The following is a 15,617-nucleotide window of genomic DNA, read 5'->3' on the forward strand; positions in this document are numbered from 1 at the left end:
GATCGAGGAGAACGTGCGTCTCGGCCGTCCCGACGCCGACGAGGCCCAGGTGCGGGCGGCGGCGACAGCGGCCCGGCTGGACGAGGTGATCGAGCAGCTGCCCGGCGGATGGGCGACGAATGTCGGCGAGGGCGGCGCGCTGCTGTCGGGTGGTGAGCGTCAGCGTGTCTCGATCGCGCGAGCGCTGCTGAAGAACGCGCCCATCGTGCTGCTGGACGAGGTGACCTCCGCGCTGGACCCGGTGAACGAGGCGGCCGTCCACGAGGGTATCGAGCGCCTGATGGCGGGCCGGACGGTGGTGATGGTGGCGCATCGGATGCGCACCGTCCGGCGCGCCGACCGCGTCGTCTTCCTGGACGGCGGCCGGATCGTGGAGGAGGGCAGCCACGACGAGCTGCTGCGCCGTGGCGGCCACTACGCCGATTTCTGGTCTGTCTCCGCGGCGCCCGCACTGGGTGAATGACCGATGACCTGCGCAGATCTGCTCACCTTGGGGCTGGGGCCGCGTTCGGGAGGAGGACGCCGAGTCAGTCGTCGTCCCCGTGGCGACCCCTGTCGTCGCGGCTCCTGTCGTCCCGCCCTCTGTCGTCGTCGCGGCCCTGGTCGTCCCGGCCCCTGTCGTCGTCGCGGTCCCTCTCGAACTTCACGATCCTGCCGCACCTGCCACACCTCGGTGAGCAGCTCGCGCTTGGTCACCACCTCGCCCGGCCTGGCGGCGAGGTAGAGCAGGACGTCGAACTCGCGCGGCGTGAGATCGAGCGCGACGCCCGCGAGGGTCGCCGTCCTGGCCCTCGCGTCCAGGAGCTGGTCGCCGACCGTGAGCTCCGGCTTCTCCCTGACGTCGCCCGCCCTCCTGAGCACCGCCCTGATGCGGGCGTCGAGCTGGGCCGAGCTGTACGGCTTGACCACGTAGTCGTCCGCGCCCGCCGTCGAGCCGTGGTCGCGGCGTGCGAGGCGGGCCTGGTGCGGTTGCGCTCGTGGAGCCCCGCCCAGGGCTACACCACCGACGACGTCGAGACCGAATCCCGCGACAGGGTCGAGGTCGAGTTCGAGTCGGGCGACCGCGACGTCAAGATCGAGATCAGCTGCGACGGGCAGGACCGCCCCGTCATGACATCTCGGCGCTGAGCGCCTGCTTGGTCAGTTTCGCCTGCCGGCTGATCTGGCCGAGCACGATGGGGTTGATCCCCTTCGCGGCGAACGTGGACACCATGTCGTCCATCAGGTCGAACGCGCGATCCAGGTCGCCTCCCCTCGCCACGGCCCGCGCCAGGCGGCGCGTCACCATGTTGAGCGTGATGTTGTCGACCGTCGCCTCCCTCGCCACCTGACCGAGCAGCTCGATGCTCTCCCTCGTGTCGGGCGGGCGCACGTGCAGCTTCTTGTCCGCGCCGAGGTCCTTGAACTCGCGCTCCGCGTTCAGGCCCTTCACCATCCGCGCGTAGACGGCCAGCGGGTGGTCGCCGAACCTGCCGATGACCTCCTCCAGCGCCTCGTTGCCCGAACGCAGCGTCGGGGAGTCCGAGCCCAGCAGCGAGAACAGCTTGCCCTGCTCCTCGCCCAGCATCAGCTCGCCCACCTGGTGGTCGTCGGTGGTGATCGGATGGCGCACCCGCACCAGGCAGGGGGCGGAGACGATGCGGGAGCCGTCGACCCCGATGTACTGCGCGCGCACCAGGTAGTCGCCCGGCTGCTGGAAGTAGTGCCCGTCGCGGCCGTGGCCGATGTAGGCGCTGCGGTACATCGCCGGATTGCCGGCGTCCAGCCTGATCTCGACCGATTCGTCCACGCAGTGCCGCATCATCGGGCGGTACAGGACGGTCCTGCCCGACGGCTGGGTGATGGAGAGCTGCGTGAACTCGGTGTCGGGATGCAGGTGTCCGTGCGTCGTGCGGGCCTCGCCCTTCGACGACAGCTTCAGCTCGACGACGACGGGCTCGCCGTACCCGAAGGAGTCCTTCGCCCGCACCTCCAGCAGCAGCCCCGACCGGTCGTCGACCGGCTGCTCGAACGGGTCGACCTCCGCCGCGCCCGTGCCGAAGGCGTTGGCGCCCATGACCACGTCGCGGAAGAAGCCGTGACGCAGGTGGACGAGCTCGGGGTCGGTGAACTGGAACGGGAAGGCCTGCCAGTAGGCCGGCTCGCCGCCTGGCACGTAGTTCTGCACGTAGTTCATCCACGACAGGTCGCCGAAGCCGCCGCGCGGGCCGAGTGGCTGCGGCGGGCGGGCCAGGTTCTTCTGCCAGGAGTGCAGGAGGTTGAAGGCGTGGCCGAGTTCGTGGACGTACGTGCGCAGCTGGGCCCGCTGGGCCTGCGGCGAGTCGCCCTTGATCGCGTCATGGAAGACGGCCGCGCCCTGACGCTGGCAGCCGTCGTTGTAGTCGAACATGATGCCGCGGAACCCGCCCACGTGCTTGCTGGCGACCAGTAGCCACACCCGCCACGCCGCCTGGTCGCCGAACGAGGAGAACTGCCTGGTCATCGCGTTGTGCAGTTCGGAGTCGTCCCATGCCAGATCCTCGCCCGCGCCGTCCACCGGGATCACGCCGGGCTCGGCGACGTGCAGCTCCACGCCCGCCTCCGCGTACGCCTCCGCCACCGTCAGCACCCGCCTGCCCGAAGGGCACGGCAGCGAGCCCGTGTCGTAGGACACGAACGGCACCGCCCCCGCCACCGAGTCCTGCTCCAGCAGCACGCTCCTGAAGTACGGCGACACGCGGCCGAGCCGATACGTTCTCCCCGCGACCGTCGCGGTGGCGGAGTCGGCGGTGATGGTGACGGTCACGTGCCTGTCGGGCGAGGGGAACGTGAAGGCGCCCTGCCCCTCGACCCTGTCGCCCTGCCTGGTCGTGGAGTGCACGACGAACGAACCGTGGTAGTTGGTCGTCGCGCCGGTCGTGGTGAACAGGTCGCCGCTGAGCCGCCCTGTCGGTCTCGCTCCGTCGACGTCGACTCTCAGGTCGAGCTGGGATTCACCGTCCTGGCCGCGGTACAGGCCGCTGATGGGGGGCATACGAGGAACATTCCCCCGCCCTGTGTGGCTGTCAATGGGCTCCGCGGATCTGCAGGCCCGCCAGGAGCTCCTCGGAGGCCTTGGTGACGGCCTCGACGGCGGCGTTGAAGGCTTCGGCGTTGTGCGCGGCGGGGGCGCGGAAACCGGAGATCTTCCTGACGTACTGCAGGGCGGCGGCGCGCACGTCGTCCTCGGTGACGTCGTCGGTGTACGGCGGGCGCAGCGTCTTGATGCTTCTACACATGCCTCGCACGCTACCTTCCACGACCGACCTTTCTCGGGCGCCGGGTCAAGCGGGCGGTGGCGAGCGGGTCGTGGCGAGCGGGTCACCGTCCGTCGAAGGAGTCCGAGCGCCCAGTAGGATCTCGCCGCGTGAGAAAGGGACTCTTAATCGCAGCGGCAGGTGCGGCGCTCATCGCCCTGATCGCCATCGCCACCGGCTTCTCCCGCGTCAGCACCGAACCCGACGAGGTCGTGCTCCACTACGCGGGCGGAACCTTCGAGGCGATCAAGTTCGAGCGGTGCATCAGCCCGTCCAGCGGCGCCACCTGGCTTGGTCCGGGTGACACCGACTACCACTACCCCTTCGGCCAGCGGACCTTCGACTTCTCAGGCTCGGACGAGGCGGAGTCGGGCGGGATCAGCATCGTGTCGAAGGACAACGTCGAGATGAAGGTGTCAGGCTCGGCGACCTTCACGCTCAACACCGACTGCAAGGTCCTCCAGCAGTTCCACGAGAAGATCGGCCGCAAGTTCGGCGCGTACTTCGAGGACGGCACGTCTCGTGGCTGGACCAAGATGCTCAACTTCTACTTCAAGCAGCCGCTCGACCGGGCGATGGACGCCGCCTCGCAGGAGTTCGAGTGGAAGAAGTTGTTCAACGATCCTACGGTCAAGCAGCAGTGGGAGCAGCGGGTCGGCCAGCTGGCCAGGCAGTTCATCAAGGAGACCGCCGGCGCCGAGTACTTCTGCCAGCCCAACTACTCGGGAACGGGCGACTGCGGTGACGTGGTGCTGACCATCCAGAAGCCGCAGCCGCCCGAGAGCCTCATCAACGCACTGGCCGCCGAGCAGGCCGCCAAGCAGCAGAACCTGGCCCAGCAGCAGATCAACGCCAAGGTGAAGACGGAGCTCGAGTCGATCCAGGACCTGGTCAGGGTGCTCGGGCCGAACGGCGCGATCCTCTGGAAGGCGATCCAGGACGGCAAGGTCGACGTGGTGCCCGTACCGCAGAACGGCACGATCAACATCACGCCGAAGCGCTGAGCTTCTGAGAGGGACTCACCAGCTGTTCGTGGAGCTCAGCTCGCGGCCGAAGTCGAGGGCGATCTTCCGCATGCCCTCGGCCAGCTCGTCCCTGTCGAGCGCCTCGATGCGGTCGGCGGGTCCCGACACCGACATGGCGGCCACCACGCGAACCCCGTCGTTCACCGGCACGGCGAGGCAGTGCACGCCGAGCTCCTCCTCCCCGAGGTCCATGGCGTACCCCCGGTTCCTGACCGTGGCCAGCTCGGTCCGCATGGCCTCGCTGTCGGTGATCGTGTTGGCGGTGCGCCTGGGCATGCCGGTCCGCTCGAACACCGCCATCGCCTCGCCGTCCGGCCTGTCGGCGAGCAGCACCTTGCCCACGGCCGTGCTGTGCGGCAGCACCCGCCTGCCGACCTCGGCGAACATCCGCAGCCTGCGCGGTGAGGGCACCTGCGCGACGTACACGATGAAGTCGCCCTCCAGCACGGCGAGGTTGGCGGTCTCGCCCGACAGCTCGACCATCCTGGTGAGATACGGCTGCGCCCACACCCCCACCATCCGTTCGGCGACCCCGCCCAGCCTGACGAGCGCGCCGCCGAGCGCGTACCTGCGGTCGGACTCCTGCCGCACGTAGCCGCGGGCCAGCAGCGTCTGCAGCAGGCGGTGGATCGTCCCGTACGGCAGGCCGGTGCGAGCCGCGATCTCCGACAGTCCCGCCTCGCCGCCGTGCGCGGCCAGGGCCTCGAGCACGTCCAGCGCCCGATCGACCGACTGCACGCTCACGCGCCCCTCCCAACGGCGCCGCTGAGGACAGAGGGGGAGACGCCGCGAAGGGAGGCGTCCAGCACCTCGGCCGTGTGCGCGACCCTGATCTCCTCGCCCCGCCGCCGCATCGCCGCCGCGATCTGCATCGTGCACCCGGGGTTGGCCGACACCAGCAACTCCGCCCCCGTCGACCGCACCCGCTCCGCCTTCCTGTCCCCGAGGTCGCGCGCCGCGGCGGGCTGGAAGATGTTGTACGTCCCAGCAGACCCGCAGCACAGGTCCGACTCGGGGATCTCCCGCAGCGACAGTTCGGGGATGCCGCGAAGCAGCTCCCTCGGCTGCGCCCTGATCCCCTGGGCGTGCGCCAGGTGGCAGGCGTCGTGGTAGGCCACGGTCACCGGCAGCGGATGCCGTTTCGCCACGGGACCCAGCTCGGCCAGCCATTCGGCCAGGTCGACGGTCCTGATCGCGCGCGCTCTGGCGGCCCACTCCTGCGAGTCGCCCAGCAGATCCGCGTACTCCTTCATCGAGGAGCCGCAGCCCGCCGCGTTCACCACGACGGTGTCCACCCCGGCTCGCTCGAACGTCCTGATCGTCCGCTTGGCGAACCGCCGCGCCTGCTCCGACCGTCCCGAGTGCACGCTCAGCGCCCCGCAGCACCCCTGGTGCGGCGGGATCACCACGTCGCACCCCTCCAACGCCAGCACGCGCGCGGTCGCCGCGTTCACCTGGGGGAAGAACTCGCCCTGCACGCATCCGGTCAACATCCCGACCACCGCCCTGCGCGGCCCCACGGCCGTGACGCGGCGCGGCAGCCGCTGCCGCCTGGCCGGAGGCGGCGCGAGGGCGATCATCGCGCCCAGGCTCGGGTGCGCCCGTTCGAGCAGCGGCTGGAGCCGTCTGGCCAGCCCGAGCGTCGGCCGCAGCGCGCGCAGCCTGCGCGGATAGGGGAACAGCCCGAACACCAGCCCGCGCACCGCCCGATCCTGCGGCTCGCGCACGTGCTCGCGTTCGACCTCGGCGCGGGTCTGCTCGATCAGCCGGTCGTACCGCACGCCGGACGGGCACGCGGTCACGCACGCCATGCAGCCCAGGCACGCGTCGAAGTGGCCCGCCATCGCGGGCGTGATGGGCGTGCCCTCGACGTGCTGGCCCATCAGATGGATGCGGCCGCGAGGGGAGTCCATCTCCTCGCCCCACAGCACGTAGGTCGGGCACGTCGGCAGGCAGAACCCGCAGTGCACGCAGTCCTTGATCAGCTCGGGTTCCATCGGGTCAGATCCCTCCCACGAACCTGCCGGGAGACATCCTGCGCCCGGGATCGAAACGTTCCTTCACGCGCCGCATCAGCGGGAGCGCGCTGATCTCACCCCATCTGTCCAGGCCCGGGTACGGCGGAGCGGCCACCACGGTGACCCTGCCGCCGAACTCGCCGAGCCGCTTCCGTAGCGGCGGCACGGCCTCCACGAGCCGCTCGTCGCCGCCGAGCCACAGGACCCCTGAGGCCGGCGAGCCGCGGACCGCCGCGCCGAGCCCGAGCGTCTCCTGAAGCACCTGGTCGGCCCGCGAGGGCGGGAAACGCACCTCCAGCAGTACCTGGTTGTCGGGCAGCACGCCCCACCACGACGGGGGCCGCGGCTCGATCGCGGCAGGACCGCCGAGGAGGGCGGCGATGGACTCCGCGCGAGACCGGGCGGCCGTCCCCTCCACCAGGACGGCCAGCTCGACCCCCGCGCCGTCGCCCGGCCGGTCGACCTCGATGGCCGCGGGCTCGGCCTGGGAGACGGCGAGACCGGTGGCGATGGAGCCCAAGGCGGTGGCCTGCGGTACGGACAGGGTCACCCAGCGGCGATCGGCGGCGCGAGGGTGGAGGCGGAAGGTCGCCTCGGCGATCACGCCGAGCGTGCCGTACGAGCCGGTGAAGAGCTTGCCGAGGTCGTAGCCAGCCACGTTCTTGACCACCTTGCCGCCCGAGTGGGCGACGGTGCCGTCGGCGAGGACGACGGTGATGCCGATGAGCAGGTCGCGGGCCGTGCCGTACCGGAGGGAACGCGGGCCCGCGGTCGCGGTGGCGAGGGTGCCGCCGACGGTCGCGCCCTCCACGGGGACGTCGAGCGCCAGCTCCTGGCCCTGCGCGGCGAGGGTGTCGGCCAGCGCGTCCATGGTGACGCCCGCCTGCGCCTTCACCACGAGATCACCCGAGGCGTGTTCGACGACCTGGTTGAGACAGCAGGTGTCGAGCAGCACGTCGCAGCGCTCGGGCGGCGGGCCCCAGTGCAACTTGGAGCCGCCGCCGACCGGGACGACGGCCAGGTCCCGCTCCGCGGCGCTCTTCAGGACGGCGGCGATCTCCTCGGTGGTCTCGGGCAGCGCGACCCAGCGCGGCCGTACGCCCGCCACCTCGTCGTCCGGACCCGCCTGCCTGACGGTGACCCCGCTCGGCATCAAAACTGCTCCGCCTTTCCCGACTCGACCAGCGGGTGCACGCCCTTGCGCACGCCCGGCACCTCGCCGCACAGGCGAGGTGTGGGGAACACCTTGCCCGGGTTCGACAGCCCGCGCGGGTCGAAGGCGCACCTGACGAGCTGCATGGTGTCGAGGTCGTCGGCCGAGAACATCCTCGGCATGTAGCGCGCCTTGTCGACGCCCACGCCGTGCTCGCCGGTGATCGAGCCGCCGTGCTCGATGCACAGGTCGAGGATCCGGCCGGAGACGATCTCGGCCCGCTCGCCCGCTCCCGGCTCGGCGTCGTCGAAGAGCACCAGGGGGTGCAGGTTGCCGTCGCCGGCGTGGAAGACGTTGGCGACCTTGATGCCGTGCTCCTGGGAGAGCCTGTCGATGCCGGCCAGGACCTCGGGAAGCGCCGTGCGCGGGACCACGCCGTCCTGCACGATGTAGGCGGGGCTGATCCGGCCGACGGCGGCGAACGCCGACTTGCGTCCCTTCCAGATCGCCGCCCGCTCGTCGGGCCCGGCGGCCACCCGCAGCTCGAAGGCGCCCGAGCAGATCTCCTTGAGCTGCTCGAACTGCGTGTCGACCTCCGCGCGCGGCCCGTCCAGCTCGACGATCAGTACCGCGCCCGCGTTCTCCGGGTACCGGCAGGCCACGGCCGCCTCGGCGGCGGCGATGGCCAGCGCGTCCATCATCTCGATCGCCGCGGGCACGATGCCCGTCGCGATGATCGCGGACACGGCCTCGCCGCCCCGCTCGATGCTCTCGAAGGCCGCCAGCACCGTGATCACGCTCTCGGGCGCACGGCTGAGCCGTACGGTCACCTTGGTCGTGATCCCCAGCGTGCCCTCGGACCCGATGAACGCGCCGAGCAGGTCGTAGCCGGGATCGTGCCGGTCCAGGACCACGATGTCGCCGTCGGGCGTGACGATCTCGCAGGCCTCGACGTGGTTGACGGTGAAGCCGTACTTCAGGCAGTGCGCGCCGCCCGAGTTCTCCGCCACGTTGCCGCCGATCGAGCAGATCTGCTGGCTGGAGGGGTCGGGCGCGTAGTAGTAGCCCTGGTCGCGGACCGCCTGGGTGATCGCCAGGTTCGTGACGCCCGGCTCGACGACGGCCCTGCGGTTGGGCAGGTCGATCTCCACGATCGACCGCATCCTGGAGGTGACGATCAGCACGCCGTCGGTGCGGGGGAGAGCGCCGCCCGACAGACCGGTGCCCGAGCCGCGCGCCACGAACGGCACGCCGTGCTCGTTGCACAGCCTGACCACCGCCGCGATCTGCTCAGCGGTCTCCGGCAGGACGGCCACGCCCGGCATGGCGCGGTGATAGGTGAGGCCGTCGCACTCGTAGGTGCGCAGCCGTACCGGATCGGTGATAACCGAGTCCTCCGGCAGGAACGCCCGCAGGCCCTCGGTGAGCGCGGTCGAGATCATGGGCACCTACCTCCCCGGGACCGGCCGCTCTCGCCGGCCCCGGGTCAGAAAGCTACGGCATACGGGCATAGGCGGGGAGGGTGAGGAACTCGGCGAAGTCGTCGTTGAGCGCGACCTCCTTGAACAGCGCCTCGGCCTGGCCGTACAGCCGCTCGTCGTAGCCGGGCTCGGCGGCGATCCCGGCGAGCTCCTCGGCGATGATCTGCTCGACCAGTTCCCTGGTCACCAGCGCGCCGGTGTCGGCGAGCGTGATGCCGTTGTGGATCCACTGCCAGATCTGGGAGCGGGAGATCTCGGCGGTGGCCGCGTCCTCCATGAGGTTGTGGATCGCGACCGCGCCGAGCCCGCCCATCCAGGCGGCCAGGTAGCGCAGGGCGACCTCCACGTTGTTGCGCAGGCCGTTCTCCGTGATGTCGCCAGGAGTGGCGGAGACGGCGAGCAGGTCGGCCGCTGACACCTCGACCTCCTCGCGGAGCCTGTCGAGCTGATTGGGCCGCTCGCCGAGCACGGAGGTGAAGATCTCGTCGCAGATCGGCACCAGGTCGGGGTGGGCCACCCAGGAGCCGTCGAAGCCGTCGCCGGACTCGCGGGTCTTGTCGGCCCTGACCTTGTCGAGGGCGACGGCGTTGACCTCGGGGTCCCTGCGGCTGGGGATGAAGGCGGCCATGCCGCCGATGGCGTGGGCGCCGCGCTTGTGACAGCTGCGCACGAGCAGCTCGGTGTAGGCGCGCATGAACGGCGCGGTCATCGTCACGGCGTTGCGCTCGGGCAGCAGGAACTCGCGGCCCCTGGTGCGGAACTTCTTGATGACGCTGAACAGGTAGTCCCAGCGGCCCGCGTTGAGGCCGGCGGAGTGGTCGCGCAGCTCGTAGAGGATCTCCTCCATCTCGAACGCCGCGGGATAGGTCTCGATCAGCACGGTCGCCCTGATCGTGCCGTTGTCCAGGCCGAGCGCGCGCTGGGCGTGGACGAAGACGTCGTTCCAGAGCCGGGCCTCCAGGTGCGACTCCATCTTCGGCAGGTAGAAGTACGGACCCTTGCCCTTGGCGAGCTGCCTGGAGGCGCAGTGGAAGAAGTAGAGGCCGAAGTCGAACAGCGAGGCCGAGACCTCCTGCCCGTCGACCAGGGCGTGCTTCTCGTTGAGGTGCCACCCGCGCGGCCGCACGACGATGGTGGCCAGCTCGGCGTCGGGCCTGAGCGTGTAGCTCTTGCCGCCGGTCTCGAAGTCGATCGTGCGGTCGAGCGCGTCGCGCAGGTTGAGCTGGCCGCTCACGCAGTTCTCCCACTGGGGGGAGTTGGCGTCCTCGAAGTCGGCGAGCCACACCTTGGCGCCGGAGTTGAGGGCGTTGATGGTCATCTTGCGGTCGACGGGCCCGGTGATCTCGACTCTGCGGTCCTCGAGGCCGGGCGCGGGCCGCGCGACCCGCCACTCGCCCTCCCTGACCTCCTTGGTCTCGGCGAGGAAGTCGAGCGTGCCGCCGGCGGACAGCTCGGCCTGTCTGGCCTGCCTCGCGTCCAGGAGTTCCAGGCGCCTGGCGTCGAACTTCCCGTGGAGCTCCGCCACGAAGGCCAGCGCCTCCGGCGTGAGGATCTCCTCGAACCGGTCGAGCATCGGGCCGGTGATCTCCATTGGGGCCTCTTTCCGCAATGTGGAAAACTAGTTCTGGATTATGGAAGTGACGCTACTTCACAGGGTCGGTCCGGGACAAGGCAAGGGTGATCCCCGAGGCTGCCTTTTCCTTTCCCGGGAGAACATGGAGACATGAGGACGAAAGGCGTGATCGCCCTAAGTGCGCTGGTGGTCGGCGCCACGGCGCTGACGGGTTGCGGGCTTGTCGGGATGGGCAGAGCCGCGGACGAGAAGACCGAGACCTACGTGGTGTCGGACAAGGTCGCCGGCCTGGACGTCATGAGCGGGGCAGGCGACGTCGTGGTCAGCGAGACCGAGAGGACCGGGATCAAGGTCACGGAGAAGCGGCACTGGCGCGACCGCGAGCCCGAGACCTCGCACGAGGTGAAGGCCGACACGCTCGAGCTCACCTACAGCTGCGCGACCGGCGACAGTTGCTGGGTCGACTACACGATCGAGGTCCCCAAGGGCCTCCGGATCAAGGCCGACACCGGTTCTGGCGACCTCACCATGCGCTCGCTGACAGGGGAGATCGAGGCCAAGACGGGCTCGGGCGAGATGGACGCCGACGGCCTCGGCGGCAAGCGCGTCGTCGCGGAGACCGGCTCGGGCGGTATCGAGCTGAAGTTCGCGCGCCCGCCGGACAGCATCGAGGCGGAGGCGGGGTCGGGCGACGCCACGCTCTACCTCCCGCAGGGCCCCTACGACGTCACCACCGAGGTCGGCTCGGGCGACGCCGAGGTGAAGGTGACCGACGACTCCGGCGCGCCGCACAAGGTCAGCGTTCGCACGGGCTCGGGCGACATAAAGATCCTGCCCCTTTAACCAGGTGACTGACGGGCCGTATGTCGGGGATGATTCTGGGGCGTCCGAACGTTGCCTACTAGAGATGACACGAATGCACAACGACTCCCGTACTCGCTACACGCGTGACTCCGCCACCGACTCCGCCACCGACGACGTCGAGCTCGGCGAGCTGGATCTGGAAGAGCGCCATGCGCTCCGCCGTGTGGCGGGCCTGTCCACTGAGCTTCAGGACGTCACCGAGGTCGAGTACCGCCAGCTACGGCTGGAGCGGGTCGTCCTCGTGGGCGTCTGGACCTCGGGTACGGCGGCCGAAGCCGACAACTCGCTCCTGGAGCTCAAGCTCCTGGCCGAGACCGCAGGCTCGGAGGTCCTCGACGGCCTCATCCAGCGGCGGCAGAGCCCCGATCCCGCTACCTACATCGGCTCGGGCAAGGCGCTCGAGCTGCGCGACGTGGTCGAGTCGACCGGCGCCGACACCGTGATCTGCGACGGCGAGCTGAGCCCAGGCCAGCTGCGCCAGCTCGAAGAAGTGGTCAAGGTCAAGGTCATCGACCGCACGGCGCTGATCCTCGACATCTTCGCCCAGCACGCCAAGAGCCGCGAGGGCAAGGCCCAGGTCGAGCTGGCCCAGCTGCAGTACCTCCTGCCGCGCCTGCGTGGCTGGGGTGGCAACCTGTCCAGGCAGGTCGGTGGTCGCGCCGCCGGCGGCGTGGGCATCGGCGGCCGCGGTCCAGGTGAGACCAAGATCGAGCTGGACCGGCGCCGCATCCGCGAGCGCATGGCCAAGCTCCGCCGCCAGATCGGCGGCATGTCCACCGCGCGTGAGACCATGCGCGCGCACCGCGCGAGCCGCGAGGTTCCCGCCGTGGCCATCGCCGGTTACACCAACGCGGGCAAGTCCTCGCTGCTCAACCGCATCACCGGCGCGGGCGTGCTGGTCGAGGACGCCCTGTTCGCCACCCTCGACCCGACCGTGCGCAGGGCGCGCACGCCGGAGGGCAGGGTGTTCACGATCGCCGACACCGTCGGTTTCGTACGGCTGCTGCCGACCCAGCTGATCGAGGCGTTCCGCTCCACGCTCGAGGAGGTCGCCGACGCCGACCTGATCCTCCACGTGGTCGACGGTTCCCACCCCGACCCCGAGGGCCAGCTCAGCGCGGTCCGCCAGGTCTTCTCCGAGATCGAGGGCGCGCTCGACGTGCCCGAGGTCGTGGTGATCAACAAGGCCGACGCCGCCGAGCAGGAAGTGATCGACCGGCTCACCAGGAGCGAGCGCAACAGCATCGTCGTCTCGGCCCGGACGGGCGCGGGGATCGACGAGCTGCTGGCCATGATCGAGCGCGAGCTGCCCAGGCTCGATCACGAGGTGTCGATGCTCGTGCCGTACGACAGGGGAGACCTGATCTCCCGTGCGCACAAGGAGGGTGAGGTGATCTCCGTCGAGCATGTCGGCGACGGCACCATCCTCCACGCGCGCGTCCTGTCGAGCCTCTTCCATGATCTGGAGCAGGTAGGGAAACCCGTAGAGCGGGTGTGAGCTGCGAAAATCGCGCGGGGATTCCCCGCGCGATTTTCTCATTCTCGGACAAAAACGGCGGTGGTCCTTGAACGCTTGGATTGCTACCATAAGTCAAGCCTTACGACACTGATGGCGCGGGTATCGAGATGGCTGCTGCGAGTGATGTCGCCTGCGGGGGCCGATGGGGATTGACGGGGCCGAGCTGCCCCAAGGGACGTATACGCCGTTTTGATGCGCATGCTTTCTTCCGAATAACCCTGTACAGCGAGCCGACCTGTGAAATAACGTAACTGAACTGAAATCGCCGGATCATGAGCCCGGCGACCGGTCACCGCACAATCGGTGCGGATGAGAGCAGGAGACCCCCGATGTCGGCCGGACCCGGAGCGGACTCAGTGGGCGCGGTAGCCGCCGCTCGCTCTCCGCTGCCCAAGTGCGGGGTGGTGCGATGACCGTTCGACTGCTCACCAATATCGGCCGCATGTGGACCGGCAACGACGTCATCAGCAACGCGGCCCTCCTCGTGCACAACGACCGCATCGCCTGGGTGGGCCGTGCGGCCGACCTCCCGCAGAGCGTTCCCGGCGTCGTCGACGACATCGTCGACGTCGACCAGGTCGAAAACCTCAGCGGCGCGCTCGTCACCCCCGGCCTGATCGACGCGCACACCCATCCCGTCTACGCGGGCAACCGCTACGCCGAGATGGCCATGCGCTCCAGCGGCTCCTCCCCTTCGGCGATCAACGCGGCGGGCGGCGGCATCGGCTCCACCGTCACCGTGACCCGCGGCACCGACCCCTGGACCCTCTGCAACGGCGTGCGCGAGCGGCTGCGCTCATGGCTGCTCAGCGGCACCACCACGGTCGAGGCCAAGACCGGCTATCACCTCACCCGCGACGGCGAGCTCGCCGACGTGCGGCTCCTGCGCGAGCTGGAGAAGGAGCCGATGATGCCGCGCGTGCACGTCACGTTCCTCGCCGCGCACGTCGTGCCCCCCGAGTACTTCGGCCGCCAACGCGACTACATCGAGGCCGTGGGCGCGTGGTGCGCCGACGCGGCGGCGGCGGGCGCCGACAGCGTCGACGTCTACTGCGACGAGGGCCACTTCACCACCGACGAGTCGCGCTGGGTGCTGGCCTCCGGGCGCAACGTCGGCCTGCTGCCCCGCGTCCACGCGGGCGCCTACAGCCGCCGCGGCGCCGTCCAACTGGCCGCCGAGCTCGGCTGCGCCTCGGCCGACCTGCTCCACCACACCTCCGACGAGGACATCGCGGTCCTTTCCCGATACGGCGTGCCCGCCGTGCTCTGCCCCGCCACCGCGATGCAGCGCGGCAGCCTCCCGCCGGTCCGCCGGATGATCTCCCAGGGCGTCACCATCGCCCTCGGCAGCGACCACAACCCTGGACACTGCGGCATCACCTCGATGGCGCTGGTCATCAGCCTGGCGGTGGCGGCCTTCGGGATGAGCGTCGGCGACGCGCTGCGGGCGGCCACCCTCGGCGGCGCCACCGTGCTCGGCGCGCCCGACAGGGGCGTGCTCGCGCCCGGACGGCTGGCCGACATCGTGCAGTGGGACGCCGACCACGAGGGCGCCTTCGCCTGGTCCTTCGGGCTCAAGCCGCGCAGGGTCTGGCGGGGCGGAACGCCGGTCCAGTAGCTAACCTCTGGGTATGTCACCTTCGGTTGCGATCGTCACCGATTCCACGGCCTACCTGCCTGCCGTTCCTCCGGGGGTGACGGTGGTGCCGCTCCAGGTGATCGTGGGCGGCCGGCCGTACGACGAAGGGACGCAGGTCGGCATCGGCGAGTGGACCCCCGTGACCACCTCCCGCCCGGCCCCCCACCGCTTCGCCGCGGCCTACGCCGCCGCCTTCTCCTCCGGGGCCACCGGCGTGGTGTCCGTGCACCTTTCAGGCGACCTCTCCGGTACGGCGGAGGCCGCCAGGCTCGCGGCCGCGGAGGCGCCGGGGCCCGTGGAGGTGGTGGACACCCGATCGATCGCCATGGGGCTCGGCTTCCCGGTTCTCGCCGCGGCTCGGGCCGCCGACGCGGGACGATCCCTGGAGGAGGTCGCGACGACCGCCAGGACGTCGGCCGCCCGCACCGAGACGTACTTCTACGTCGACACCCTGGAGTACCTGCGGCGGGGCGGACGCATCGGGGCGGCGGCGACGCTGGTCGGATCGGCGCTGGCGATCAAACCGATCCTGCATCTGGAGGGCGGCAGGATCGTGCCGCTGGAGAAGGTCCGCACGGCCGCGCGGGCCATCTCGCGCTTGGAGGACCTGGCCGTGGCCACGGCCGGTGAGGAACCGGTCGACGTGGCGGTCCAGCACCTGTCGGCGCAGAGCCGGGCCGAGGCGTTGGCCGAGCGGCTGACCAAGCGGCTGCGGAAGCTGGTACGGCTGAGCGTCGTCGAGGTCGGCGCGGTCATCGGCGTCCACGTGGGCCCAGGGGCGTTGGGCATCACGGTGTCGCCCACCTCCTGACCCCGGCCATCCACAGCCCATCCGGTTTTCCACAGAACCGGGTTCGGCACTCTGGCCTGTGGGGCGCGTGGCCTAGCTTTCCGCCTGTGCGCAACTCAGAGGAGAACGTCGAGCGCGCCGTGGCCGCGAGGCGTCTGCAGCGGCTCTGGCACGCCGGGGGCGGCGCGTCCAGGCTCTCCCTGGCGCGCTCAGCCCTTCGGAACGCAACCGGGGCACCCGCCGACGGCTCTTCCGCGTCCCTCGGTCGCCCCACGCCCGA

The 15,617-nt window shown here is 70.3% G+C and carries 15 protein-coding genes; 8 read left to right on the forward strand and 7 right to left on the reverse strand.

The features are described 5' to 3' along the window. The 3 genes from AB0B45_RS32235 to AB0B45_RS32245 form a co-directional block, all read left to right on the forward strand. A partial coding sequence (locus AB0B45_RS32235) for an ATP-binding cassette domain-containing protein (protein WP_358138283.1) occupies window positions 1-463 on the forward strand: 463 nt, incomplete at its 5' end. 285 nt (window positions 464-748) lie between these two features. Further along, complete coding sequence (locus tag AB0B45_RS32240; protein ID WP_358138613.1) at window positions 749-913, forward strand: hypothetical protein; 165 nt, start codon at window positions 749-751, stop codon at window positions 911-913. Window positions 914-936: 23 nt separating this feature from the next. Next, the gene (locus AB0B45_RS32245) at window positions 937-1,128 is read left to right on the forward strand and encodes a hypothetical protein (protein WP_358138285.1); all 192 of its coding nucleotides are present in this window, start codon (window positions 937-939) and stop codon (window positions 1,126-1,128) included. On the opposite strand, the gene AB0B45_RS32250 is transcribed toward AB0B45_RS32245, so the two are convergent. Next, window positions 1,109-3,013, reverse strand: coding sequence for a hypothetical protein (locus tag AB0B45_RS32250; RefSeq protein ID WP_358138287.1), 1,905 nt, complete (start codon window positions 3,011-3,013; stop codon window positions 1,109-1,111). The two genes, AB0B45_RS32245 and AB0B45_RS32250, sit on opposite strands and share 20 nt — an antisense overlap. A gap of 31 nt (window positions 3,014-3,044) precedes the next feature. After that, a complete protein-coding gene (locus AB0B45_RS32255; protein ID WP_358138289.1) occupies window positions 3,045-3,257 on the reverse strand; it encodes a DUF2277 domain-containing protein in 213 nt (70 codons plus the stop codon). A gap of 128 nt (window positions 3,258-3,385) precedes the next feature. Here AB0B45_RS32255 and AB0B45_RS32260 point away from each other — a divergent pair, with 128 nt between their 5' ends. Then, window positions 3,386-4,279 carry an SPFH domain-containing protein gene (locus tag AB0B45_RS32260; RefSeq protein ID WP_358138291.1) on the forward strand — a complete coding sequence of 298 codons (894 nt, stop codon included), beginning with the start codon at window positions 3,386-3,388 and terminating at the stop codon, window positions 4,277-4,279. Window positions 4,280-4,294: 15 nt separating this feature from the next. Here AB0B45_RS32260 and AB0B45_RS32265 read toward each other — a convergent pair whose 3' ends face one another. From AB0B45_RS32265 to aceB, 5 genes are read right to left on the reverse strand one after another with little or no spacing between them, the layout of a single operon-like run. After that, window positions 4,295-5,044 carry an IclR family transcriptional regulator gene (locus AB0B45_RS32265; RefSeq protein WP_358138293.1) on the reverse strand — a complete coding sequence of 250 codons (750 nt, stop codon included), beginning with the start codon at window positions 5,042-5,044 and terminating at the stop codon, window positions 4,295-4,297. Beyond that, window positions 5,041-6,297, reverse strand: coding sequence for a heterodisulfide reductase-related iron-sulfur binding cluster (locus AB0B45_RS32270; protein WP_358138295.1), 1,257 nt, complete (start codon window positions 6,295-6,297; stop codon window positions 5,041-5,043). Before AB0B45_RS32270 ends, AB0B45_RS32265 begins: the two co-directional genes overlap by 4 nt. Window positions 6,298-6,301: 4 nt before the next feature. Next, on the reverse strand, window positions 6,302-7,471 hold the full coding sequence (locus AB0B45_RS32275) for an FAD-binding oxidoreductase (RefSeq protein ID WP_358138297.1): 1,170 nt from the start codon (window positions 7,469-7,471) through the stop codon (window positions 6,302-6,304). Next, window positions 7,471-8,913: an FAD-linked oxidase C-terminal domain-containing protein gene (locus tag AB0B45_RS32280; protein WP_358138299.1), complete on the reverse strand. Its 1,443-nt coding sequence runs from the start codon at window positions 8,911-8,913 to the stop codon at window positions 7,471-7,473. Before AB0B45_RS32280 ends, AB0B45_RS32275 begins: the two co-directional genes overlap by 1 nt. A gap of 52 nt (window positions 8,914-8,965) precedes the next feature. Further along, entirely contained in the window at window positions 8,966-10,543 is a 1,578-nt protein-coding gene (gene aceB, locus AB0B45_RS32285) for a malate synthase A (protein WP_358138301.1), read from the reverse strand. A gap of 132 nt (window positions 10,544-10,675) precedes the next feature. On the opposite strand from aceB, the gene AB0B45_RS32290 reads away from it, so the two are divergent. The 4 genes from AB0B45_RS32290 (at window position 10,676) to AB0B45_RS32305 (ending at window position 15,358) form a co-directional block, all read left to right on the forward strand. Further along, a complete protein-coding gene (locus tag AB0B45_RS32290) occupies window positions 10,676-11,368 on the forward strand; it encodes a DUF4097 family beta strand repeat-containing protein (RefSeq protein ID WP_358138303.1) in 693 nt (230 codons plus the stop codon). A gap of 64 nt (window positions 11,369-11,432) precedes the next feature. Next, window positions 11,433-12,887 carry a GTPase HflX gene (hflX, locus tag AB0B45_RS32295; protein ID WP_358138305.1) on the forward strand — a complete coding sequence of 485 codons (1,455 nt, stop codon included), beginning with the start codon at window positions 11,433-11,435 and terminating at the stop codon, window positions 12,885-12,887. 430 nt (window positions 12,888-13,317) lie between these two features. Next, window positions 13,318-14,526: an imidazolonepropionase gene (gene hutI / locus AB0B45_RS32300; RefSeq protein WP_358138307.1), complete on the forward strand. Its 1,209-nt coding sequence runs from the start codon at window positions 13,318-13,320 to the stop codon at window positions 14,524-14,526. 13 nt (window positions 14,527-14,539) lie between these two features. Beyond that, window positions 14,540-15,358, forward strand: coding sequence for a DegV family protein (locus AB0B45_RS32305; RefSeq protein ID WP_358138309.1), 819 nt, complete (start codon window positions 14,540-14,542; stop codon window positions 15,356-15,358). Window positions 15,359-15,617 lie beyond the last annotated feature (259 nt).

Origin of the sequence: Nonomuraea sp. NPDC049152, assembly GCF_040648355.1 — a bacterium.
In the GTDB taxonomy this organism is placed as follows: Bacteria; Actinomycetota; Actinomycetes; order Streptosporangiales; family Streptosporangiaceae; genus Nonomuraea.

Bases quoted from the DNA above. Each gene is read 5' to 3' on its own strand.
- AB0B45_RS32250 (WP_358138287.1), bottom strand. From the start codon at position 3,013: ATGCCCCCCATCAGCGGCCTGTACCGCGGCCAGGACGGTGAATCCCAG.
- AB0B45_RS32255 (WP_358138289.1), bottom strand. From the start codon at position 3,257: ATGTGTAGAAGCATCAAGACGCTGCGCCCGCCGTACACCGACGACGTC.
- AB0B45_RS32270 (WP_358138295.1), bottom strand. From the start codon at position 6,297: ATGGAACCCGAGCTGATCAAGGACTGCGTGCACTGCGGGTTCTGCCTG.
- AB0B45_RS32275 (WP_358138297.1), bottom strand. From the start codon at position 7,471: ATGCCGAGCGGGGTCACCGTCAGGCAGGCGGGTCCGGACGACGAGGTG.
- AB0B45_RS32280 (WP_358138299.1), bottom strand. From the start codon at position 8,913: ATGATCTCGACCGCGCTCACCGAGGGCCTGCGGGCGTTCCTGCCGGAG.
- aceB (WP_358138301.1), bottom strand. From the start codon at position 10,543: ATGGAGATCACCGGCCCGATGCTCGACCGGTTCGAGGAGATCCTCACG.
- AB0B45_RS32290 (WP_358138303.1), top strand. From the start codon at position 10,676: ATGAGGACGAAAGGCGTGATCGCCCTAAGTGCGCTGGTGGTCGGCGCC.
- hflX (WP_358138305.1), top strand. From the start codon at position 11,433: ATGACACGAATGCACAACGACTCCCGTACTCGCTACACGCGTGACTCC.
- hutI (WP_358138307.1), top strand. From the start codon at position 13,318: ATGACCGTTCGACTGCTCACCAATATCGGCCGCATGTGGACCGGCAAC.
- AB0B45_RS32305 (WP_358138309.1), top strand. From the start codon at position 14,540: ATGTCACCTTCGGTTGCGATCGTCACCGATTCCACGGCCTACCTGCCT.